Genomic DNA, 17,960 nt, shown 5'->3' on the forward strand with positions numbered 1-17,960 from the left:
GTGATCGAAAGTTTTTCCTCTTTACCAGCTTCGCTTTCTTCTCCGACCTGGGCAACAATAGCCTCTGGTAAGTACTCCGTGACTTCTTCGAAGGATGGCTGGGCTTCCTCGGTAACTCCGCTAAGCTCTAATTTTCCATCCAGCAGGTTCTCTTCCGGATCATACCAGGATCAGGAGAAGATCTGGGACTTCACAGCCGGTATCACTGTTCCGCCTGGAACTGTCGTATCTTCCATATCCGATGGTGTACTGACGGAAGGTGCATCCTCCTGTTTCTCGTCATCCTCTGCTTTGTCGGCAGAATCCTTCTGATCATTGGTTTCTTCATCATCCGGCCCGGTTTCAGAATCGTCCTCGTTCGTACCGGAAGACGAGGCTGTATTCCGTATGCATCCGCTTTCTACAGTGCAGACGTGGGTACATTCCGTCGGCTCTTCTCCTATCTGGGACGAGGTTGCTTCCTCATCCGGCTCGCCGTAGCACTCCTCGGTATGCACATGGACACATTTTTTCCTCTCCGTCTTCTGCGGCATATCCGCCCATGCTGTATTTCCAAATAATGTCGATACTGCCAATGTCATTGTCAGACACACCGCTGCCGCCCTTCGTATATCTTTCATTCTCCCATCTCCTCTCTGTTTACCTTTCATCTCTTGTGACGCCTATGAAGATTAATTCTCATGATGTTATTATTAAACAATTTTCAAAAAATGTCAATAAACCGTACACAATATATGTTTAATACCGTCATTTATATGATTTCCCGATTTTCATTGTGAATTTCGTTACCTGCTATCTCCATCCCGCCCCAGATACTCCCACACAAACCGCGATACTTCCGCCTTTTTATGGTACCTCTCCCGCACCGCATATACATGCAGCCGGGTCTTTGCACGCGTCATTGCCACATAGAACAGACGTCGTTCTTCCTCCATATCCTCGTCCAGCATCGCGCGGCTGTGCGGCGTGATGCCCTCATTGGCATCGAGAATATAGACAATGGGAAATTCCAGCCCCTTGGCGCTGTGCATCGTCGCCAGCGTGATCGCGTCCGTCTCCGTCCGCCGCTGCGCCGCCTGCCGGAGCAGTTCCTCCTTGTACGCCTCGATGTGTGCAAACCACTCGTCAAAGGTCTTGAAACCCGCCGCACTTTCTTTTAATTCATCGGCAGTCTCTAAAAGTTCCTCCGGCCGCATCCGCCGGAATGCCGCATACTCGATCAGATATTCGTCGTATCCCATGCCCTGGCGGATATAATTGACGGCCGCCAGAGGTGACATCCGGGCGATGGCCCGCAGATCGCCTTCCAGACTCTCGATCCGCTCGGCAATCCAGTCTTTCTCCGCATAGAATGCCTTCATCTTCTCGAACGAAACCGTCTCATCCAGCATCGCATCCCGGCTGATATAACGCTTCGGACGGTTGATGACCTGCAAAATATCTTCCCGCGCCCGGCTTCCCATGGCGATCCGGATATAGGTCAGGATATTTCGCGAAATCCAGTGTTCATAGAGGTTCGGCACCGTATCCCTTGTCCGGAAGGGAAGGTTGTATTCCATCAGCTTTTCCATCAGAAAACGAGGACCAGCATTGGTCCGGTATAAAACTGCGATATCCCCCGGCCGCACTCCCGACTGCAGATACAGCTGTATCTCCCTGGCAATGGCCAGATTTTCTTCCCCCGGATCCTGCCAGAGCTTCGTGATCACATTCTTTCCATGCCGTCCCGTTGTATGGATGGCCTTTGAAAAACGTTTCTGGTTTTCTCCGATCAGCCGCAATGCCGGTGCCACGATCTCCTCGGTACTGCGGTAATTCACATCCAGAAGAATCCGTCCGGCACCCGGATAATCCCGCTCAAACCCCAGCATAATCTCCGGTTTTGCTCCCCGGAACCGGTAAATCGACTGATCATCATCGCCCACGATAAAAAGATTATCTTCCGGCTTGGCTAACATCCGCACGATCTCATATTGAAGCCGGTTGATGTCCTGAAACTCATCAATCAGAATGTACCGATACCTCCTCTGCCAGGCAGACAGGATATCTTTTCTTTCCGTAAAAAGTTCCAGACACAGCACCATCATGTCATCGAAATCGATGAGTCCGGCCCGGCGCATTTTCTCTTCATAGCCTGCATAGAGCTGACGGAAAACTGCATCCGGACAGTTTTTGGAATAGTAATGTTCCAGTGCAATCCTCTCTCCCTTGACAGAGCTTATCTCACTTAAAATGGAGGCTGCAAACTCATTTTCATCCTCCGGCTCCAGACCTCCGGCCTGAGCCAGCTCCCGGACAAACTGCATCTGCTGCTCTTCCCGGACAATATTGTCAGCGGTATATCGGTATGCCAGCTTTAAGATCCTAAAAAAGATCGAATGAAAGGTGCCGAAGGTGACTCTGGAGCCGCCGCCGGTCAATGCTTCATACCGCTCCCGCATCTCCTCGGCTGCTGCCCGGGTAAAGGTAATCACAAGAATATCCCCCGGATCGATTCCGTACTCCTTCGTCAGATACTGGACCCGATGGGTGATCACCGTTGTTTTCCCTGATCCCGGTCCCGCCAGAACCATCATGGGACCATCTTTATGCATGATTGCCTGTGTCTGTGCTTTACTGAATGCCATTTCCTGTTTCCTTACTCCACAATTCAAGAATATCTCGGCATATTTGCTTCGAAATTCGCATTTTGATGTGCAAGACATCCTTCTGCCGCGCATCTGAAGCAAATCTGTCAAGTACAAATGTAAGAAAAGTGCGCCTTGGAATGTATTTCTCACAAAGCGCACCTTTTCACTGCTTTTCATGCATCTACGATACATGAAAAAGCAGTTGTTTATTTACTACCTACTGATTTAATCTGCGAAGCCAAACTTGCTTCAAGTCGAACATCGACGGTTACGACAGCCTACTGCTGTGCCTCCAGAAGTTCAATCCCCTTCTTGATACGGCTGATCGACTCCTCCTTGCCAAGCACTTCCATGATCTCGGTCGCGCCTGCCGGCGTCATCTGCTTGCCGGATACAGCGGTACGGATCGGCCACATTACAAAGCCGGTCTTAACGCCCTCTTTGGATACATACTCGGACAGCGCCGCGTACAGGGCGTCGTTGGAGTAATCTTCCTGTGCTTCCAGAATCGGCAGAACATCTTTTAATACCTTTAAGGATGTCTCCAGATTGGTCTTCATCTTCTTGTGAACATACATCTGCGGATCATACTCCGGCAGTGTCTCAAAGAAATCGATGTGTCCCTCGATATCCGGGAAAATCTCGATTCTCGTCTTAACCATCGCCGCGATCTTCTTCAGATCCAGATCCTTGGTGATTACTTTCTTGATGTACGGCTCTGCCATCTCATAGAACTTATCAAAATCCATCGCCTTGATGTACTCGCCGTTCATCCATTTCAGTTTTACCATATCGAAAACAGCCGGAGATTTGCTGATATTCTTGTAGTTGAACTCTTTTACCAGCTCGTCTAAGGAGAAAATCTCCTGATTATTTTCCGGTGACCAGCCAAGCAGAGCAACGAAGTTGACAACTGCCTCGGAAACGAAGCCCTGATCGATCAGATCCTGATAGGAAGAATGACCGCTTCGCTTGCTCAGCTTCTTGTGCTCCTCGTTCGTGATGGTCGGGCAGTGCACATAAACCGGAACCTTCCATCCGAATGCGTCGTACAGACGGTTGTACTTCGGTGAAGAAGACAGGTACTCGTTACCGCGGACTACATGGGTGATCTGCTGTAAATGATCGTCCACCACATTTGCGAAATTGTAGGTCGGGAATCCATCCGATTTGATTAAAACCATATCATCCAGCTCGGAGTTATCTACGGAAATATCCCCGTAAATCTCATCGTGGAAGGTAGTCTTTCCCTCGGTCGGATTGTTCTGACGGATGACAAACGGCTTTCCTGCCTTTAAGTTTGCCTCTACCTCTTCCTTGGAAAGGTGCAGGCAGTGCTTATCATAGGTCATGATCTCTTCGCCGTTTACTTCTCTCTTTAAGCTGTTTAAGCGTTCCTGATCGCAGAAACAGTAATAAGCTTCGCCTTTATCGATCAGCTTCTTCGCATATTCCATGTAGATGCCCTGTTTCTGACGGTCGCTCTGTACATACGGGCCAACCGGACCTCCGATGTCCGGACCTTCGTCATGCTTCAGTCCGGTATCGCGCATCGTATTGTAAATGATCTCGGTCGCGCCTTCAACGAAACGCTCCTGATCGGTATCCTCGATTCGCAGGATAAAATCGCCGCCCTCATGTTTTGCAATCAGGTATGCGTATAATGCAGTTCTTAAGTTTCCTACATGCATTTTGCCTGTCGGGCTCGGTGCGTATCTGGTTCTGATCTTTGTCATACTTTTCACACGGCTGTCTGGAAGCTTATGTTCCAAACAGTTTTTCCTTTCCTAGAAATAATTAAAATATTGGAATTATAAAATAAAGTAACTGTTCCGTAAGTCTGCGCATTTACTGCGCTGACCATACGAAAACATGGGCCAGCAGGCAGGTAATTTATATCACGCCTTCATATTCAGCAGATGGCACGCCAGCTGGAAATAAATCATCAGGCTGCACGCATCCACGATCGTCGTGATCATCGGCGACGCCATGATCGCCGGGTCGAGATGGATCGTCTTCGCCGCAATCGGAAGCACACATCCGATCGTCTTCGCGATGATAACCGTGCAGAACAGGCTGATAACTACCGTCAGGCAGATGAGTACCTGCCCCGGATACTGGATCATCAGGCGCACGAAATTGACAAGCGCCAGAGAAAGTCCACAGAGCATTCCCACGCGGATTTCTTTCCACATAACTTTCAGAATATCCGCCGGTTCTACCTCGCCGACCGCCATACCACGGATGATCATCGTGCTCGCCTGGCTGCCGGAGTTTCCGCCCGTATCCATCAGCATCGGAATAAACGTAACCAAAAGCGGAATTACCGAAAAGGCATTCTCATATTTTAACAAAATACCGCCGGTCACCATACTGCTCAACATCAGGATCATCAGCCACGGAATACGATTTCTCGCGAGCTGGAACACGCCCGTCTTCAGGTACGGCTTCTCACTCGGCAGCATCGCCGCCATCTTCTCGAAGTCCTCCGTCGCCTCCTGCTCCATGACATCCATGACATCATCGACCGTGATAATGCCGACCAGACGGTCTTCGCCGTCCACAACCGGTAAACTCAAGAGGTTGTACTCATTGAACGTCTCCACGACCTTTTCCTGGTCTTCCGTCGTATACGCCTTGATCACATGCGGATCCATGATATCGCCCATGAGCGCCGCATAATCATTCATCAGAAGATCCTTGACCGTCACAACGCCCTCTAAGCGGCGCTTTTCATCCATGACGTAGCAGGTGTAAATCGTCTCCTTGTCCACGCCATATTTCCGGATATAATCAAATGCCTGCTCCACCGTCATATTTTTCTTGAGTCCCACGTACTCCGCCGTCATGACGCTTCCGGCGCTGTTTTCCGGATAATTGAGGAACTGGTTGATCAGTTTTCTCGTATCCGGGCTGGAGTTCTGAAGTACGCGCCGCACGATCGTCGCCGGCAGCTCCTCCAGCATATCGACCGCATCATCGACATACAGGTCATCAATGATGGCGCGCAGCTCATTATCCGTGATACTGGTAATGATGTGCTGCTGCTGTTCGACTTCCAGACAGGCAAATACCTCCGATGCCAGCTCTTTCGGCAGCATACGGAATACAACGACCGTCTTCTCTGAATCCAATTCTTCGATAAATGAGGCAATATCCACCTCATTCATCTCGACCAGCTGGCTTTTCAGCTCCCGGTACTTCTTCCCGGTCAGCAGAGCCAGCAGCTCTTCTTTCTTCTCTTCTTCTAACATTCCCGTCTCCTTCCAAAATATTGTCATTTTGGAAATCGGACAGGCTGCTCCTTTCCTGCTCCTGCACACAGGCAGAATGCCGGAAACTTATCCACAGATGCGGCAGTGTACACAAGGAATCCGCTGTTTGCAGCTGTCATTCCTGCAAATGCATGTGTACGCTGCCTTCGGTTCTGGGTAGCTGCCGTCTGATTCCGCCTTATGACTCCGGCTTTCCATTGTGTTCACTCCTCTCCTGATTTTCTCGCATGAAAACATCCGGCAGATTGATGCTCGATACCGGATGTCTCTTTTTATTATAATAATTGAATGAAAAAATAGCAATCTTTTTATCGAAGTTATCCAAAAAAACGTTGTTAAAAAGTAATTATTCACGGGTAGGCACTTTTGGAACCGAAAATGCCGCTCAGATACCACCACGGCGGCAGCAGCTTTCGCACACCCGCGGCTCCCGGCAAAAAGAGCGAAGCGTCAAAAAAGATCGGACAGAGCAGGAGGCTCGCAAGGATAAACACCGGAATCAGCGCCGCCAGAAATCCCGGTTTCCGGCAGACTGCCAGGCATCCAAAGGCATACATGGTCACGAAGAAGAGATAAAAAAGCAGCTTTCCCGCCTCTAAAAGCGGCTCTGCCCCATTTCCCGATACCAGAAGCGCCGCATACGCCGAAATGGTTGCTAAAAAGACAAACGCCGCGATCTCCGCCGTCTGCAGCAGCCAGCGCTCCCGGCTCCGGACCGCCGCATAAAGCCCGCGCTCTGCATCCTCGCCCGCCATGACAGCTGCCGCCAGCCCCATGATAAAAAGGAAAACCGCCGTCAGCCCGCGCACCGGAAAGACCACCTTCATCGCCCCTGTCTGCAGTGCCGTTCCTCCCTGTAAGGTCTGATAATCAAAGGTAAAGGTGCTTCCGTTGCTGCGGTATTTTTCATAGAGTTCCATCAGCACGCCGCACGCCTTTTCCCGCGCCTCCGTCGTCTGGCAGCGCGCCATCACCGTCTGGAATGCCGCTCCATTTTTCCCATAGTCTGCCAGCAGTTCCCGCCCATACACCTCGAACAGTTCAGAAAATATCTTTTCTGATATAATTTTCTCTGCCACCGTGGACGGCGACACCAGCACGCGAACCGAACGGGTATAATGCCCCTCGTCCAGCCGTTCCTTTAATCTCTCTGGAAACAGGTAGGCGCACTCCGCCCGTCCGGTCATAACCGCCTTCTTTGCCTCTTCCTCCGTCCCGCACGGATAAAAGAAAAATGAACTGCTCTCTTCCGATTCCAGTCTTTCTTCAAGCGCCTGATTCCATGCATCCGTTCCCGGACAGAGCGCCACCGCGATCCGCCCGGAATCCCGTTTTTCCACCTGATGGAGCACGCCCATTCCCAATGGAAAGATAAGAAGAAACAGGAGGAACACCGGGCGGTAAAGAGCCCGCCGCAGCGTCATTCCAAACATACAGAACCACCACGCCAGCTTCCGCATCCGTCAATCCCTCCTTTTTCCGGCGGCAAGCGCCAGTGCAAAGCATGCCAATGCCGCCGCAGCCAGTTTCCACAGCACCGGAACCGCCCCTGCCTCCCCGCCCGAAGCAATAAAGCGGATTCCATCCATCCAGAGCGCCGTCACCGTCATATTTCCGACTTTCTGAACCAGCTCCGGCAGAAAGACGGACGGGATGATGCCGCCCGCCAGAAAGAGAAATACCACATTGACCGCAAACAACGTCAAAATCGCCGCTGCCGAACTTCTGCACACCTCATAAAACAGCAGAATCCACGCCGAAACTGCCGCGCAGGTCAGCCCCCACGCCGCCAGTTCTTCCCGCCCCGCCAGCGCATATCCCTTCTGCACCGCCCAGCCATAGCCGCCCGCCGTGACTGCCATCAGAAGAAGCGTCATGCACAAGCATTTGCAGAAAAGCGGATACCACCGCCGGATCCCGATTCGCCGAAGCCCCTGTTCCAGCGCCTCCGTCTGGGGAGCCAGAAACGGCGCTGCCGGGATTCCGGTAAGAATCATCAGAAATACAATCCCCGAAATTCCATAAAAGACCGCCGTCGATACATTCCCTGCAGCGCTGACCGTTTTCTTCCGGAAAAGTGCCTCGCGGTTCATCGCATATTTTAAAAAGATACGGTTCAAATCCTGTTCAGACACCGAAATCTGTTCCGGCACTCCCTGGATATTTAAACATTCATTTGCCGCGTAGATCGCCGCCTGCGAAGTGCCAAGCATCGAACTGCCCGACTCTGCCAGTTCCCGGAAAACAGCGCCTTCCAGCCCTCTCTCATCCGGAAACCAGATCGTGGCTGGCTGGTTCGTACCGTCCAAAATGCCGCGCGCCATGCCGGACGGCACCTCGAAAACCGCTTGAAGCTCCCCGCTTTTCATCTTTTGAAACGCTTCATCGTGTTCCAGATACGAAAAGTCGCAGAGACTTTCCACGCTGTCCAGCGAGGCAATCATTTTGGTTATCTTTTCCGAAAGCGCATCGTCCTCCGGAAGCACCACACCCACCTCGATTTTCTTTAAAGATGTTTCCCCATATAAAACCTTAGATGCCGAAAACGCCGCCATGCCGATGAGCAGCACCATCACTGCCAGCCCTGCCAGAAAATACGGCAGCTGGCGGAGCAGGCGCTTTCCGGTCAGCAGCAGATATATCATATATGTTCGCATTTTCCGCCGCCTATGACATGACTTTCAGTAGAATTGCGAACAGGTTGCCTGTTATCTCCGTTGTGACCTGGTTATAATCCTCCTCGGAGGAAGCCAGCACATCAAATGGAACGCCGTCCGGCTGCACGATCTCATCCTCCAGCGGGTTGACATAATAGGAACCGGCAAATTCAACATAAGAACTGCTTCCATTTAACAATGTAGTTTCCAGACGCAGGGAATCCATATCGATATGGACGCTCTCGCCCTTCGAAAGGTCGCTGACCGCGCCATTCGCCGTGAGCGACGCCTGAGACGCACCGTTACTCTGCAGATCCAGCTTTACCTCATAGCTTCCGTCCGCGATCTGATAGTCGCCATCCAGGATAAACTGGTATTTCTCTTCGTCGCCTTGCAGGGTCGCAATTACCTGACCACTCCAGCTCTTTCCAGCCTCGTAAGCGCTTGTTTTATCCAGGGAAACCGTGATAATCTGACCGTCCGAATCCTCAATATTTAACGCCCCATTCACATTCGATAGCATGTTGTAACCGCCGCCAAAGGAAACATCGCCGTAAAAACGGACATTTTCTTCCTCAACCGTTGCATCCGTCTCATAGGAAAATCCAGCCATTTTGCCGTCTTTTCTCACATAGACATCCATCGTCACATCCCCGATGGTATTTTCCATTTCCTCTACCAGATTGTCCAGCACCGCTTCCGCCTGGGTCCAGAGTTCCTTCTGCTGTTCCTCCGGATCCACGCTCTCTCCGTCCCCGTCCGCTGCATAGATGCCGCTTGCGCCGCCTGCCAGTTCCAGATAGCGCACCACATCCTGCTTGAGCGTCTCATCGTTCAGGAAAAATTCTCTCGTCGTCTTTGCAAAGCTGATCAGCGCATCCTTCGGCAGAGTCACATGGTAACCGCGGCAGTTCTCGCTCTGTCCGTCGATCGTAAACTCTTTTTTGTCATTCTTAGTGACGGTCATAGCCGCTTTGAGGTCATCAATCGCCTTGCTTCCCTCTTTGTAGCGGTTCCAGAGTGCTTTCAGATCCAGCATCGGCTCCTCGTCCGAAAGCGCTTCCTTGTACTGTCCCAGATAATTTGCCAGCCCCTCAATATCAATCCCCTGCTCTTCGAGCTTCTGCGCCGCATACGGAGAATTAATGAGCTGTCCTTCCAGATCATTGGCATAGTCAAGGGTAAACATACGGCTGGAAAGTACCGGAATCGCCGCCATGATCTGTGTATCATCCATGTAAAGCTGTGCGTCCGCCAATTCTCCTCCGCCATACTGCAAGGAAAGATTTAGCAGCTGCCGTCCGCTGTCCACATCGCGCTTCACATCCAGACCGATGCCCGCACCGCTCATCTGGTTCAGGGATTCATCGGAAATACCTGTCATACTTAACTCCATCCCCGTCTGCGCGGATCCCTTCTGTAAAAGGTCTTCCAGCTCTTTCGTCCCAAAGATCTCCTCAGACGGATTTAACTGCCCTTCCGCCGTGATGCTCTTGAACGCATCGATCACTGTGTCCTTCGGATCTGCCTGATGGCTGAGCATCACACCGCCGCCGATCACGGCCACCGCTGCGGCTGCTCCGGCTGGAATGAGCCATTTCTTCCTGCTGGAACCATTTCCGCCCGTTCTGCCACCTGCAGCATTTCCACCGATTTCAGCGCCAGCTGTTCCGCCTGCACCGGTTCCATCCGCTGTGTTAGATGCGGCCGTAAGCGCCTGCGCCGCTGCCTCTGCCGGGTTTAGTGGGGTTGAATTGTTTGACATGTTTGTATTGTTTGCATTGTTTGTGTTGTTTGTGTTGTTTCCCTCTTTCACCTTGTACCTCCTCCTGTTTTCTCACTCTTAAAACGTTACTGTTCACGCATACGTGCCCAGTAACCTTAAAACCTCTGTATCAGCTCCCGCGCCGAAAGCCCTGCCTCCGTCGGAACCAGCACACCGTCCTTTAATACATAAAGGGTTGTACACGCCCCTATCTCTCCCATCTCATGGGATGTTAAAAGAACTGTCCCCCCTGCTTTCACATAGCTCCTGATATAAGTCAGGATCTGCTCCTTTGCCTCCAGGTCAAGCGCTGCCCCCGGTTCATCGAGAATCAGGATATCCTCGCGCCCGGAGAGTGCTGCCGCGATGCTCAGCCTCTTTTTCTCTCCGCCTGAAAGCCGTCCCGCCTGCGTTTTCAAGAATCGGTCCACGCCCAGCACACGACCGACGCCACATTCCAGATCCCGCTCCATCTCCCGCCGTTTTCCCCGGAACCAGAGACGGTAATTATCAAATGCCGTCAGCTCCGGGATCAATGGGTTTTCCTGAGGCACATAGGCGATTTTTTCTTCTAATAGACGATGTCTTCCAAGCGCCTCCTGCCCGTCAATCCGAATACTCCCCCGATCCGGCTTGCGGATCCCCGCGAGGATCGAGAGCAGCGTTGTCTTGCCGCATCCATTTCCGCCGACAATCCCGATGCATGCCCCTGGATTTGCCCGAAAAGAGACATTTTTTAGGATCGTCCTTCCGCGGTACCGTTTTTCTATCCCTGTTACCTCTAACATATTTTTCCTCTTTGTAAAGTAAAAAGGAACACCGCAAAGCAGAAGCGAACCGCTTCTCTGCCTTGCAGCATTCCTTACTTTATCTGGTCTGCGCCGCAGTGATGCAGGCACATTGATTTTATGATGGATGATTGCAGCACATCGTGTGCATTTGCAATCTATTTATTATTTATTTTCAGCCAGATCGCCTGGTTTCATGCTCAGGTTGATACGCCCCATCTTATCGACCTCGATTACCTTTACAGTAACTTCATCGCCGATGTTGACAACATCCTCTACCTTCGCTACGCGCTTGTCCGAAAGCTTGGAAATATGAACCATACCATCCTTGTTCGGAGCCAGCTCTACGAATGCACCAAAATTCATGATACGGACAACGGTACCTGTCAGAATCTGACCCGGCTCGATGTCGGTCACGATGCCCTTGATGATGGAAACTGCCTTGTCGATCATTGCCTGATCGGTGCCGCATACAGATACGCTGCCATCGTCCTCGATATCGATCTTAACGCCGGTCTGCTCGATGATCTTGTTGATTACCTTGCCCTGTTTGCCGACTACATCGCCGATCTTCTGCGGATCGATGGAGATCTGAACGATCTTCGGAGCATACTGGCTGACGGTCTTTCTCGGCTCGGAGATAACCGGAGCCATAACTTCATCCAGAATGTAGAGTCTTGCCTCTCTCGTCTTAGCGATTGCCTCCTCGATGATCGGGCGGGTCAGACCGTGGATCTTGATATCCATCTGGATGGAAGTAATACCCTTGTGAGTGCCGCCTACCTTGAAGTCCATATCGCCGAAGAAGTCTTCCAGACCCTGGATATCGGTCAGAACGATGTAATCATCATCGGTGTCGCCTGTTACCAGACCGCAGGAAATACCAGCTACCGGAGCTTTGATCGGTACACCTGCTGCCATCAGGGACAGAGTGGATGCACAGATACTTGCCTGGGAGGTAGAACCATTGGATTCCATCGTCTCAGATACGGTACGGATTGCATACGGGAACTCTTCCGCAGTCGGAAGTACCGGCACAAGCGCACGCTCCGCCAACGCACCATGACCGATCTCACGGCGTCCCGGTCCTCTGGACGGTTTGGTTTCGCCTACGGAGTAGGACGGGAAGTTGTAATGGTGCATATATCTCTTGGATGTCTCGTTCTCATCCAGTCCGTCGATCTTCTGTGCCTCGGACAGCGGAGCCAGTGTACAGATATTTAAAATCTGTGTCTGTCCACGGGTGAACATACCGGAACCGTGTACACGCGGCAGAATGTCGATCTCTGCTGCCAGCGGACGGATCTCGGTAATACCGCGGCCATCCGGACGCTTGTGATCTTTGAGGATCATCTTGCGGACAGTCTTCTTCTGGTACTGATATACAGCCTCACCCAGAACAGCCAGCCACTCCTCGTTATCAGCGAATGCCTCTTCCAGGCGCTCAGTGATTGCGCGGATATTCTCTTCTCTCTTCTGTTTCTCGTCTGTAAATACAGCCTCTTCCATCTCTTCCTGCGGAACCAGCTCACGAATCGCTGCAAACAGCTCTTCCGGAACTGCACAGCTCTCGTAGGAATGTTTCGGCTTGCCGCACTCTGCTACGATGGTGTCGATGAATTTGATGATCTCCTGGTTTACTTCGTGTGCCTTGAAGATCGCATCGATCATGATGTTCTCCGGAACTTCCTTTGCGCCAGCCTCGATCATGATAACCTTCTCGCGGGTGGAAGCAACGGTCAGAGCCATATCAGATACTTTCTTCTGTGCGTTAGTCGGGTTTACGATAAACTCGCCGTCGATCATGCCGATCTGGGTGGTCGCACACGGACCATCAAACGGGATATCGGAAATGCAGGTTGCGATTGCAGAACCTAACATCGCGGTATACTCCGGGCTGCAGTCCTGGTCAACGGATAATACGAGGTTATTTAAGGTAACATCGTTGCGGTAATCCTTCGGGAACAGCGGACGCATCGGACGGTCGATAACACGTGCCGTCAGAACTGCGTTCTCAGATGCCTTTCCCTCTCTCTTGTTAAATCCGCCCGGAATCTTTCCGACCGAATACATCTTCTCCTCAAACTCAACGCTTAACGGGAAGAAATCAATACCGTCACGCGGCTTGTCAGAAGCTGTCGCGGTTGATAATACGGTTGTATCTCCATAATGCATAAATGCAGCACCATTTGCCTGAGCTGCTACACGGCCAACATCCACTGTTAAAGTTCTGCCAGCCAGTTCCATCGAAAAACTCTTGTACATCTCATATCTCCTTTCATCTTGTTTTGCAGAAGAACCTTCACATTCTCATACGCCGCTTTCGGTTCCAAAAGTGCCTTTCTGTGAAAAGTAATACCGAAACTACTGCTCTGCCCGCAAATATGTTTTTCTGCTTTACGGGTACAGCAGCGGTCTCGGACTTTTCTTCTACATAAACAACTAGGGTGGATTGCTCCACCCTATACGTTTTAATCTTAATTACTTTCTGATGCCTAACTTCTCGATCAGTGCACGGTATCCTTCCAGATCGGATTTCTTTAAGTAATCCAGAAGACCACGTCTCTGTCCTACCATCTTCAGAAGTCCGCGGCGGGAATGATGATCCTTCTGATTGGATTTTAAATGCTCTGTAAGCTCAGCGATTCTAGCGGTCAGAATTGCGATCTGAACCTCCGGTGAACCTGTATCGCCTGCTTTTCTTCCGTACTGTTCGATAATAGCTGCTTTCTTTTCCTTTGAAATCATTGTGATTTCCTCCTTAAAATAATTATTCTTACCGTATGCTAAGTTTATGTCGGAGTCGTCAAAAAACTGAGCACCGGCGGACTCATACCTAGTTAGTATAACACAATATGTTTTCGGTGTAAATCATTTTATGCAGGTTTTTTTTCGATTTTATTCCCGTTTCTTCCTATGCTCCTGGTCCCACTGCAATATTTCCACCATTATCCCCCGAAGGACCTCCCGGTCCTGCCTGGGTCGGTGCCGCAGTCTCCGGCGCTTTCGTCTCCGCCTGCGTCGGCGCTGTGGTCGGTGCCGGACCCGGTGCCTGTGTTTCTGCCGGTGCTGGCGCCTGCGTCTCTGGCGGAGCTGCTGTTTCTGCTGGCGCCTGCGTCTCTGCCGGCTTCGTCTCCGCCGGTTTTGCCGTACCGCTCGTCGTACTCTTCTCCGTACCAGGCAGATTGTAGCAGATCACCGGAGTTCCTGCCGAAATATTGTCAAAGATCGTCTTTGCAACACTCGGCGGCAGGTTGATACAGCCGTGGGAACCGCCCGTCTTGTAAATCGTACCGCCAAAACTGCTTCTCCACTTCGCATCATGCATACCGATACCATTATTGAACGGCATCCAGTAATTAACCGGCGTCCGGTAATTTTCACCCTTCAGGACCGCATTTTTCTGCTTATATGCCAGCGGATACGAGCCTGCCGGGGTTCCCCAGCCTTTCGCCAGGTTTCCAGATACGAAATCCGACTCTACCACCAGCTTTCCTTCTTTATAGAAGAAAAGGTGCTGTCCGGTCAGGTTGATCTCCACGTAAGTATCGCCGTAGTCATTTGCCCCATGGCTCGCCGCCTTCTGGGAATACTCCGGCTCACGCGTCGTACTCTCGCCGGAGGCAATGATCGCTGCCAGCGCTTCCGTCTCTGCCGCCTGGTTGATCTTCCAGCCATACGTTCCGCCGCTTACCTGAATCGTGGAACCATACGATGTTTTCAATGTTTTCGCTTTGTTTGAAGTATTGTGTGCTTTCGCCATCTCAGACACGTACTCCGACACCTTGGAGGAATCTACCGAAACACTTCCGTCTGCATTGGCAATCAGCCACGCATGAATCTGATCTCCATTTAAGGTCTCCGTCGAATCGCCAAACTGGTATGTCACGCTCATTTTCGCGTATTTATTCATCTTATTCAGCTGTTCTGCCAGAGATGCATCGTCTTTCAATACCGTCGGCTTCTTATAGACATCTGCTTCCTCCAGCGATAAATGATCCTGCAGATTCTCGATCGCACCCGTTACCGCCTGTGTCAGCTTCTCCGCCTCGACTGCCGTTCCTTCCTGTTCGGGCTCAATCGAATATCCCTGTCCGGACACATACTCAGAAATCTTTGCATTGACCGGTTCTACCGCTTTCTCCGGGTCTAAACACGATAAATTCCGGATCTGACTTTCCAGCGCCGCATCGTCATACGCCACCATCGTTCCGATCGTATATTCTTCCTGTTTCATATGCCACAGCCATGCGAACGGGTTCTGCGCCGCTACCATCTTTTCCAGGCTGCCGTCAAACTCCGCATGCAGCTTGATATCGGTTCCGGCGATGGTTTCTGTCTGATTATTTCTCTCATCGATCGTCAGTGTATAACCATTCACACCTTCCGCAATCAGTTCCTGCACCTCTGCCGCTGTCTTTCCGGACGCGTCCACACCGTTGATCTGCGTATTCGGAAAGAACCGGGTCTTATATTTCTGGGACATTCCCACATAGACGCCTCCGGCTGCCACGAGCAGAATGCCCGCCGTACAGGCAGCGATCCACGCCGCCTTTTTACCGTTTTTTCTATGCTCAGCTTTCAGAGCTGCCTTTTCCGGGGTGGCTTCCGTCCAGGATGCCGTCTTTCCGGAATCCTGTCCCCGCTGCGGCGCCGCATGGGCTGCCTCCCGCCCTGTACCCGCGCTCTGATTTCCACGGGCGCGGCTGCGCTTTCGACTGGCTGTCTCCTCCGGCTCTTTCTCCGGCAGGCGTTCCGGCTCTTCCCACCGGTTCTGATCCTGACGCTCTGGCTGGTGTATGTTTTCCATGTCCAGCTCTGCTTCCCTTAGGATCCGTTCTTCCATATCCCGGTCGAAATAATCATCATCCAAATAGCCCTCATCCGGCTCATCCAGATAATCTTCATCTTCCAGCATAATCTCCCGGCTGTTCATCGCCGTATTTCGTCTCACCGGCTCCCGCCCATCTTCGCGGCTGCCGGAACGTGAATTTTTATTCAAATTCCCGTTTCTATCTGTCATCTTCCTATTCTCCCTTTAAAAATCCAATACGGGTTCCTATTCCCGGAAGGACCTGCCATTCAAGTAATGATTTTATCATTTGGCATATTTTTCTGACAAAAATCCATGCTATCTGTGTTGCTGGTCCTCCATCGTCCTATTGTATATAAGTTTTAAACGGAAGTCAACTTACAAAACTCTGTCATTTTCTGGTATATTCTGTTACGTTTCTGTTCACGGGTAGGCACTTTTGGAACCGAAAGTGCCGTAAGAAAACGTGGTGGCAGCAGGAATTTGCCGTATTTAAATGCGAAGCCACGGCAAATTCCGTTACTGGTCACGTATGCGTGAACAGTAACTATATTCTGTTACAGAACGCGTAATGGGACGTAATTTTCTATGAAACAGAAACAAAGAGCTGCCGCGCCGCATTTTTATGTCAGCCCGACAGCTCTTTTCTATTTTTGTCCTGTCCGTATTCTATTTCTCCAGCTTTCCGAACAGTCCTTTCTTCTTATGTTTCTCGCCCTCCGGTGCAATTCCGTTCATGGCATCGTCAAACTTGCGAAGCGCTTCCTTCTGTGCCTCGGTCATGCGCTCCGGAACCTGTACCACCAGCGTCACGAAATGGTCGCCGCGCACGTTGCGGTTACGCAGGGACGGAACACCTTTTCCTTTCAGACGGACTCTCGTATCTGTCTGGGTTCCCGGTTTGACCTCATACTCTACCTCGCCGTCCACCGTCTTGATGCGGATCGGACCACCGAGTGCTGCTTTCACGAAGGAGATCGGCACGGTTGAGTAGATCGTTGTATCCTGACGCTTGAAGATCGGGTGCTGGGATACCACTACTTCTACCAGCAGATCTCCGCGCGGACCGCCGTTGGTACCCGGTTCGCCATTGCCGCGGTCACGCAGCATCTGACCGTTGTCGATACCTGCCGGGATCGTCACTTTGATCTTCTTTCTCTTCGCTACATAGCCGGTTCCGTAGCAATCCGGGCATTTATCCTTGATGATCTTTCCGGTTCCGTTACAATCCGGACAGGTCTGTACATTCTGAATCTGACCAAAGAACGACTGCTGCGTGTACATGATCTTGCCTTTACCGTTACATTTCGGACAGGTCTGCGGCTGGGTTCCCGGTTTTGCACCCGTTCCATGACATTTCTCACAGGTTTCCTTTAAGTTTAACTCCAGCTCTTTTTCACAGCCGAAGATCGCTTCTTCAAAAGTAATCCGCACACTGGTACGCACATCTGCGCCGCGCATCGGTCCGTTGCTTCTGCCGCCGCGGCTGCGTCCGCCGCCAAAAATATCTCCGAAGATATCTCCGAAAATGTCTCCCATATCGCCGCCGTTGAAATCAAAACCACCGAATCCGCCAGCGCCGCCTGCACCGCCGTCAAAAGCCGCATGACCGAACTGATCATACTGACGTCTCTTCTCCGGATCACTCAGTACGCTGTACGCCTCCGATGCTTCCTTAAATTTATCGGCTGCCGCCTGATCGCCCGGATTTGCATCCGGATGATACTTTTTGGCCAGGGTTCTGTATGCTTTTTTGAGTGTCGCATCGTCCGCATCCTTCGGGACGCCTAAGACCTCATAGTAATCTCTCTTACTCTCTGCCATTTCAGCTCTTCCTTCCCAAAATCCGCCGGTACATTTGACCGCATCCGGCAGAGTTTCTATCGTATCTATTTATCTTCCCACAACGTAACTGTTCAGTACCTTCACAGTCACGCGCAAAAATCCATTAAAAATTGCCTACGGCAATGGGATTTTTGCCTGCTGGCCCATGTTTTCGTACGGTCAGCGCAGTAAATGCGCAGACCTACTG

At 51.3% G+C, this 17,960-nt stretch carries 12 protein-coding genes; all 12 read right to left on the reverse strand.

Features of this window, described 5'->3' with window-relative positions; genetic code table 11:
- Positions 1-170: 170 nt before the first annotated feature.
- The 12 genes from DXB70_RS11235 to dnaJ all read right to left on the reverse strand — a co-directional run bounded on the left by DXB70_RS11235 (position 171) and on the right by dnaJ (position 17,752).
- Positions 171-620: a hypothetical protein gene (locus tag DXB70_RS11235; protein ID WP_118673337.1), complete on the reverse strand. Its 450-nt coding sequence runs from the start codon at positions 618-620 to the stop codon at positions 171-173.
- Between the two features lie 165 nt (positions 621-785).
- The gene (locus DXB70_RS11240) at positions 786-2,627 is read right to left on the reverse strand and encodes an ATP-dependent helicase (protein WP_118673338.1); all 1,842 of its coding nucleotides are present in this window, start codon (positions 2,625-2,627) and stop codon (positions 786-788) included.
- A gap of 281 nt (positions 2,628-2,908) precedes the next feature.
- On the reverse strand, positions 2,909-4,366 hold the full coding sequence (gltX, locus tag DXB70_RS11245) for a glutamate--tRNA ligase (RefSeq protein WP_118467759.1): 1,458 nt from the start codon (positions 4,364-4,366) through the stop codon (positions 2,909-2,911).
- A 162-nt stretch (positions 4,367-4,528) separates the two neighbouring features.
- Positions 4,529-5,884: a magnesium transporter gene (mgtE, locus tag DXB70_RS11250; protein ID WP_022360674.1), complete on the reverse strand. Its 1,356-nt coding sequence runs from the start codon at positions 5,882-5,884 to the stop codon at positions 4,529-4,531.
- Between the two features lie 371 nt (positions 5,885-6,255).
- Entirely contained in the window at positions 6,256-7,365 is a 1,110-nt protein-coding gene (locus DXB70_RS11255) for a hypothetical protein (RefSeq protein WP_118673339.1), read from the reverse strand.
- Positions 7,366-7,368: 3 nt separating this feature from the next.
- Complete coding sequence (locus DXB70_RS11260) at positions 7,369-8,562, reverse strand: ABC transporter permease (RefSeq protein ID WP_118673340.1); 1,194 nt, start codon at positions 8,560-8,562, stop codon at positions 7,369-7,371.
- A gap of 10 nt (positions 8,563-8,572) precedes the next feature.
- Positions 8,573-10,378, reverse strand: coding sequence for a zinc ribbon domain-containing protein (locus tag DXB70_RS11265; protein ID WP_118673341.1), 1,806 nt, complete (start codon positions 10,376-10,378; stop codon positions 8,573-8,575).
- A gap of 65 nt (positions 10,379-10,443) precedes the next feature.
- The gene (locus DXB70_RS11270) at positions 10,444-11,115 is read right to left on the reverse strand and encodes an ABC transporter ATP-binding protein (protein ID WP_118673342.1); all 672 of its coding nucleotides are present in this window, start codon (positions 11,113-11,115) and stop codon (positions 10,444-10,446) included.
- A gap of 165 nt (positions 11,116-11,280) precedes the next feature.
- Positions 11,281-13,380, reverse strand: a complete 2,100-nt coding sequence (locus DXB70_RS11275; protein WP_107001095.1) for a polyribonucleotide nucleotidyltransferase — start codon at positions 13,378-13,380, stop codon at positions 11,281-11,283.
- A gap of 216 nt (positions 13,381-13,596) precedes the next feature.
- Positions 13,597-13,863, reverse strand: a complete 267-nt coding sequence (gene rpsO / locus DXB70_RS11280) for a 30S ribosomal protein S15 (RefSeq protein WP_022358577.1) — start codon at positions 13,861-13,863, stop codon at positions 13,597-13,599.
- A 166-nt stretch (positions 13,864-14,029) separates the two neighbouring features.
- Positions 14,030-16,138, reverse strand: a complete 2,109-nt coding sequence (locus tag DXB70_RS11285; protein WP_118673343.1) for a L,D-transpeptidase family protein — start codon at positions 16,136-16,138, stop codon at positions 14,030-14,032.
- 459 nt (positions 16,139-16,597) lie between these two features.
- Positions 16,598-17,752 carry a molecular chaperone DnaJ gene (gene dnaJ, locus DXB70_RS11290; protein ID WP_107001096.1) on the reverse strand — a complete coding sequence of 385 codons (1,155 nt, stop codon included), beginning with the start codon at positions 17,750-17,752 and terminating at the stop codon, positions 16,598-16,600.
- Between the last annotated feature and the right edge of the window lie 208 nt (positions 17,753-17,960).

The organism is Clostridium sp. OM05-5BH (assembly GCF_003481505.1).
Lineage (GTDB): Bacteria > Bacillota > Clostridia > Lachnospirales > Lachnospiraceae > Otoolea > Otoolea fessa.

Excerpts from the sequence above, each read along its gene's own strand:
- gltX (WP_118467759.1), bottom strand. The coding sequence starts at position 4,366 with ATGACAAAGATCAGAACCAGATACGCACCGAGCCCGACAGGCAAAATG.
- DXB70_RS11270 (WP_118673342.1), bottom strand. The coding sequence starts at position 11,115 with ATGTTAGAGGTAACAGGGATAGAAAAACGGTACCGCGGAAGGACGATC.
- dnaJ (WP_107001096.1), bottom strand. The coding sequence starts at position 17,752 with ATGGCAGAGAGTAAGAGAGATTACTATGAGGTCTTAGGCGTCCCGAAG.
- mgtE (WP_022360674.1), bottom strand. The coding sequence starts at position 5,884 with ATGTTAGAAGAAGAGAAGAAAGAAGAGCTGCTGGCTCTGCTGACCGGG.
- DXB70_RS11285 (WP_118673343.1), bottom strand. The coding sequence starts at position 16,138 with ATGACAGATAGAAACGGGAATTTGAATAAAAATTCACGTTCCGGCAGC.
- rpsO (WP_022358577.1), bottom strand. The coding sequence starts at position 13,863 with ATGATTTCAAAGGAAAAGAAAGCAGCTATTATCGAACAGTACGGAAGA.
- DXB70_RS11275 (WP_107001095.1), bottom strand. The coding sequence starts at position 13,380 with ATGTACAAGAGTTTTTCGATGGAACTGGCTGGCAGAACTTTAACAGTG.
- DXB70_RS11255 (WP_118673339.1), bottom strand. The coding sequence starts at position 7,365 with ATGCGGAAGCTGGCGTGGTGGTTCTGTATGTTTGGAATGACGCTGCGG.
- DXB70_RS11240 (WP_118673338.1), bottom strand. The coding sequence starts at position 2,627 with ATGGCATTCAGTAAAGCACAGACACAGGCAATCATGCATAAAGATGGT.
- DXB70_RS11235 (WP_118673337.1), bottom strand. The coding sequence starts at position 620 with ATGAAAGATATACGAAGGGCGGCAGCGGTGTGTCTGACAATGACATTG.
- DXB70_RS11260 (WP_118673340.1), bottom strand. The coding sequence starts at position 8,562 with ATGCGAACATATATGATATATCTGCTGCTGACCGGAAAGCGCCTGCTC.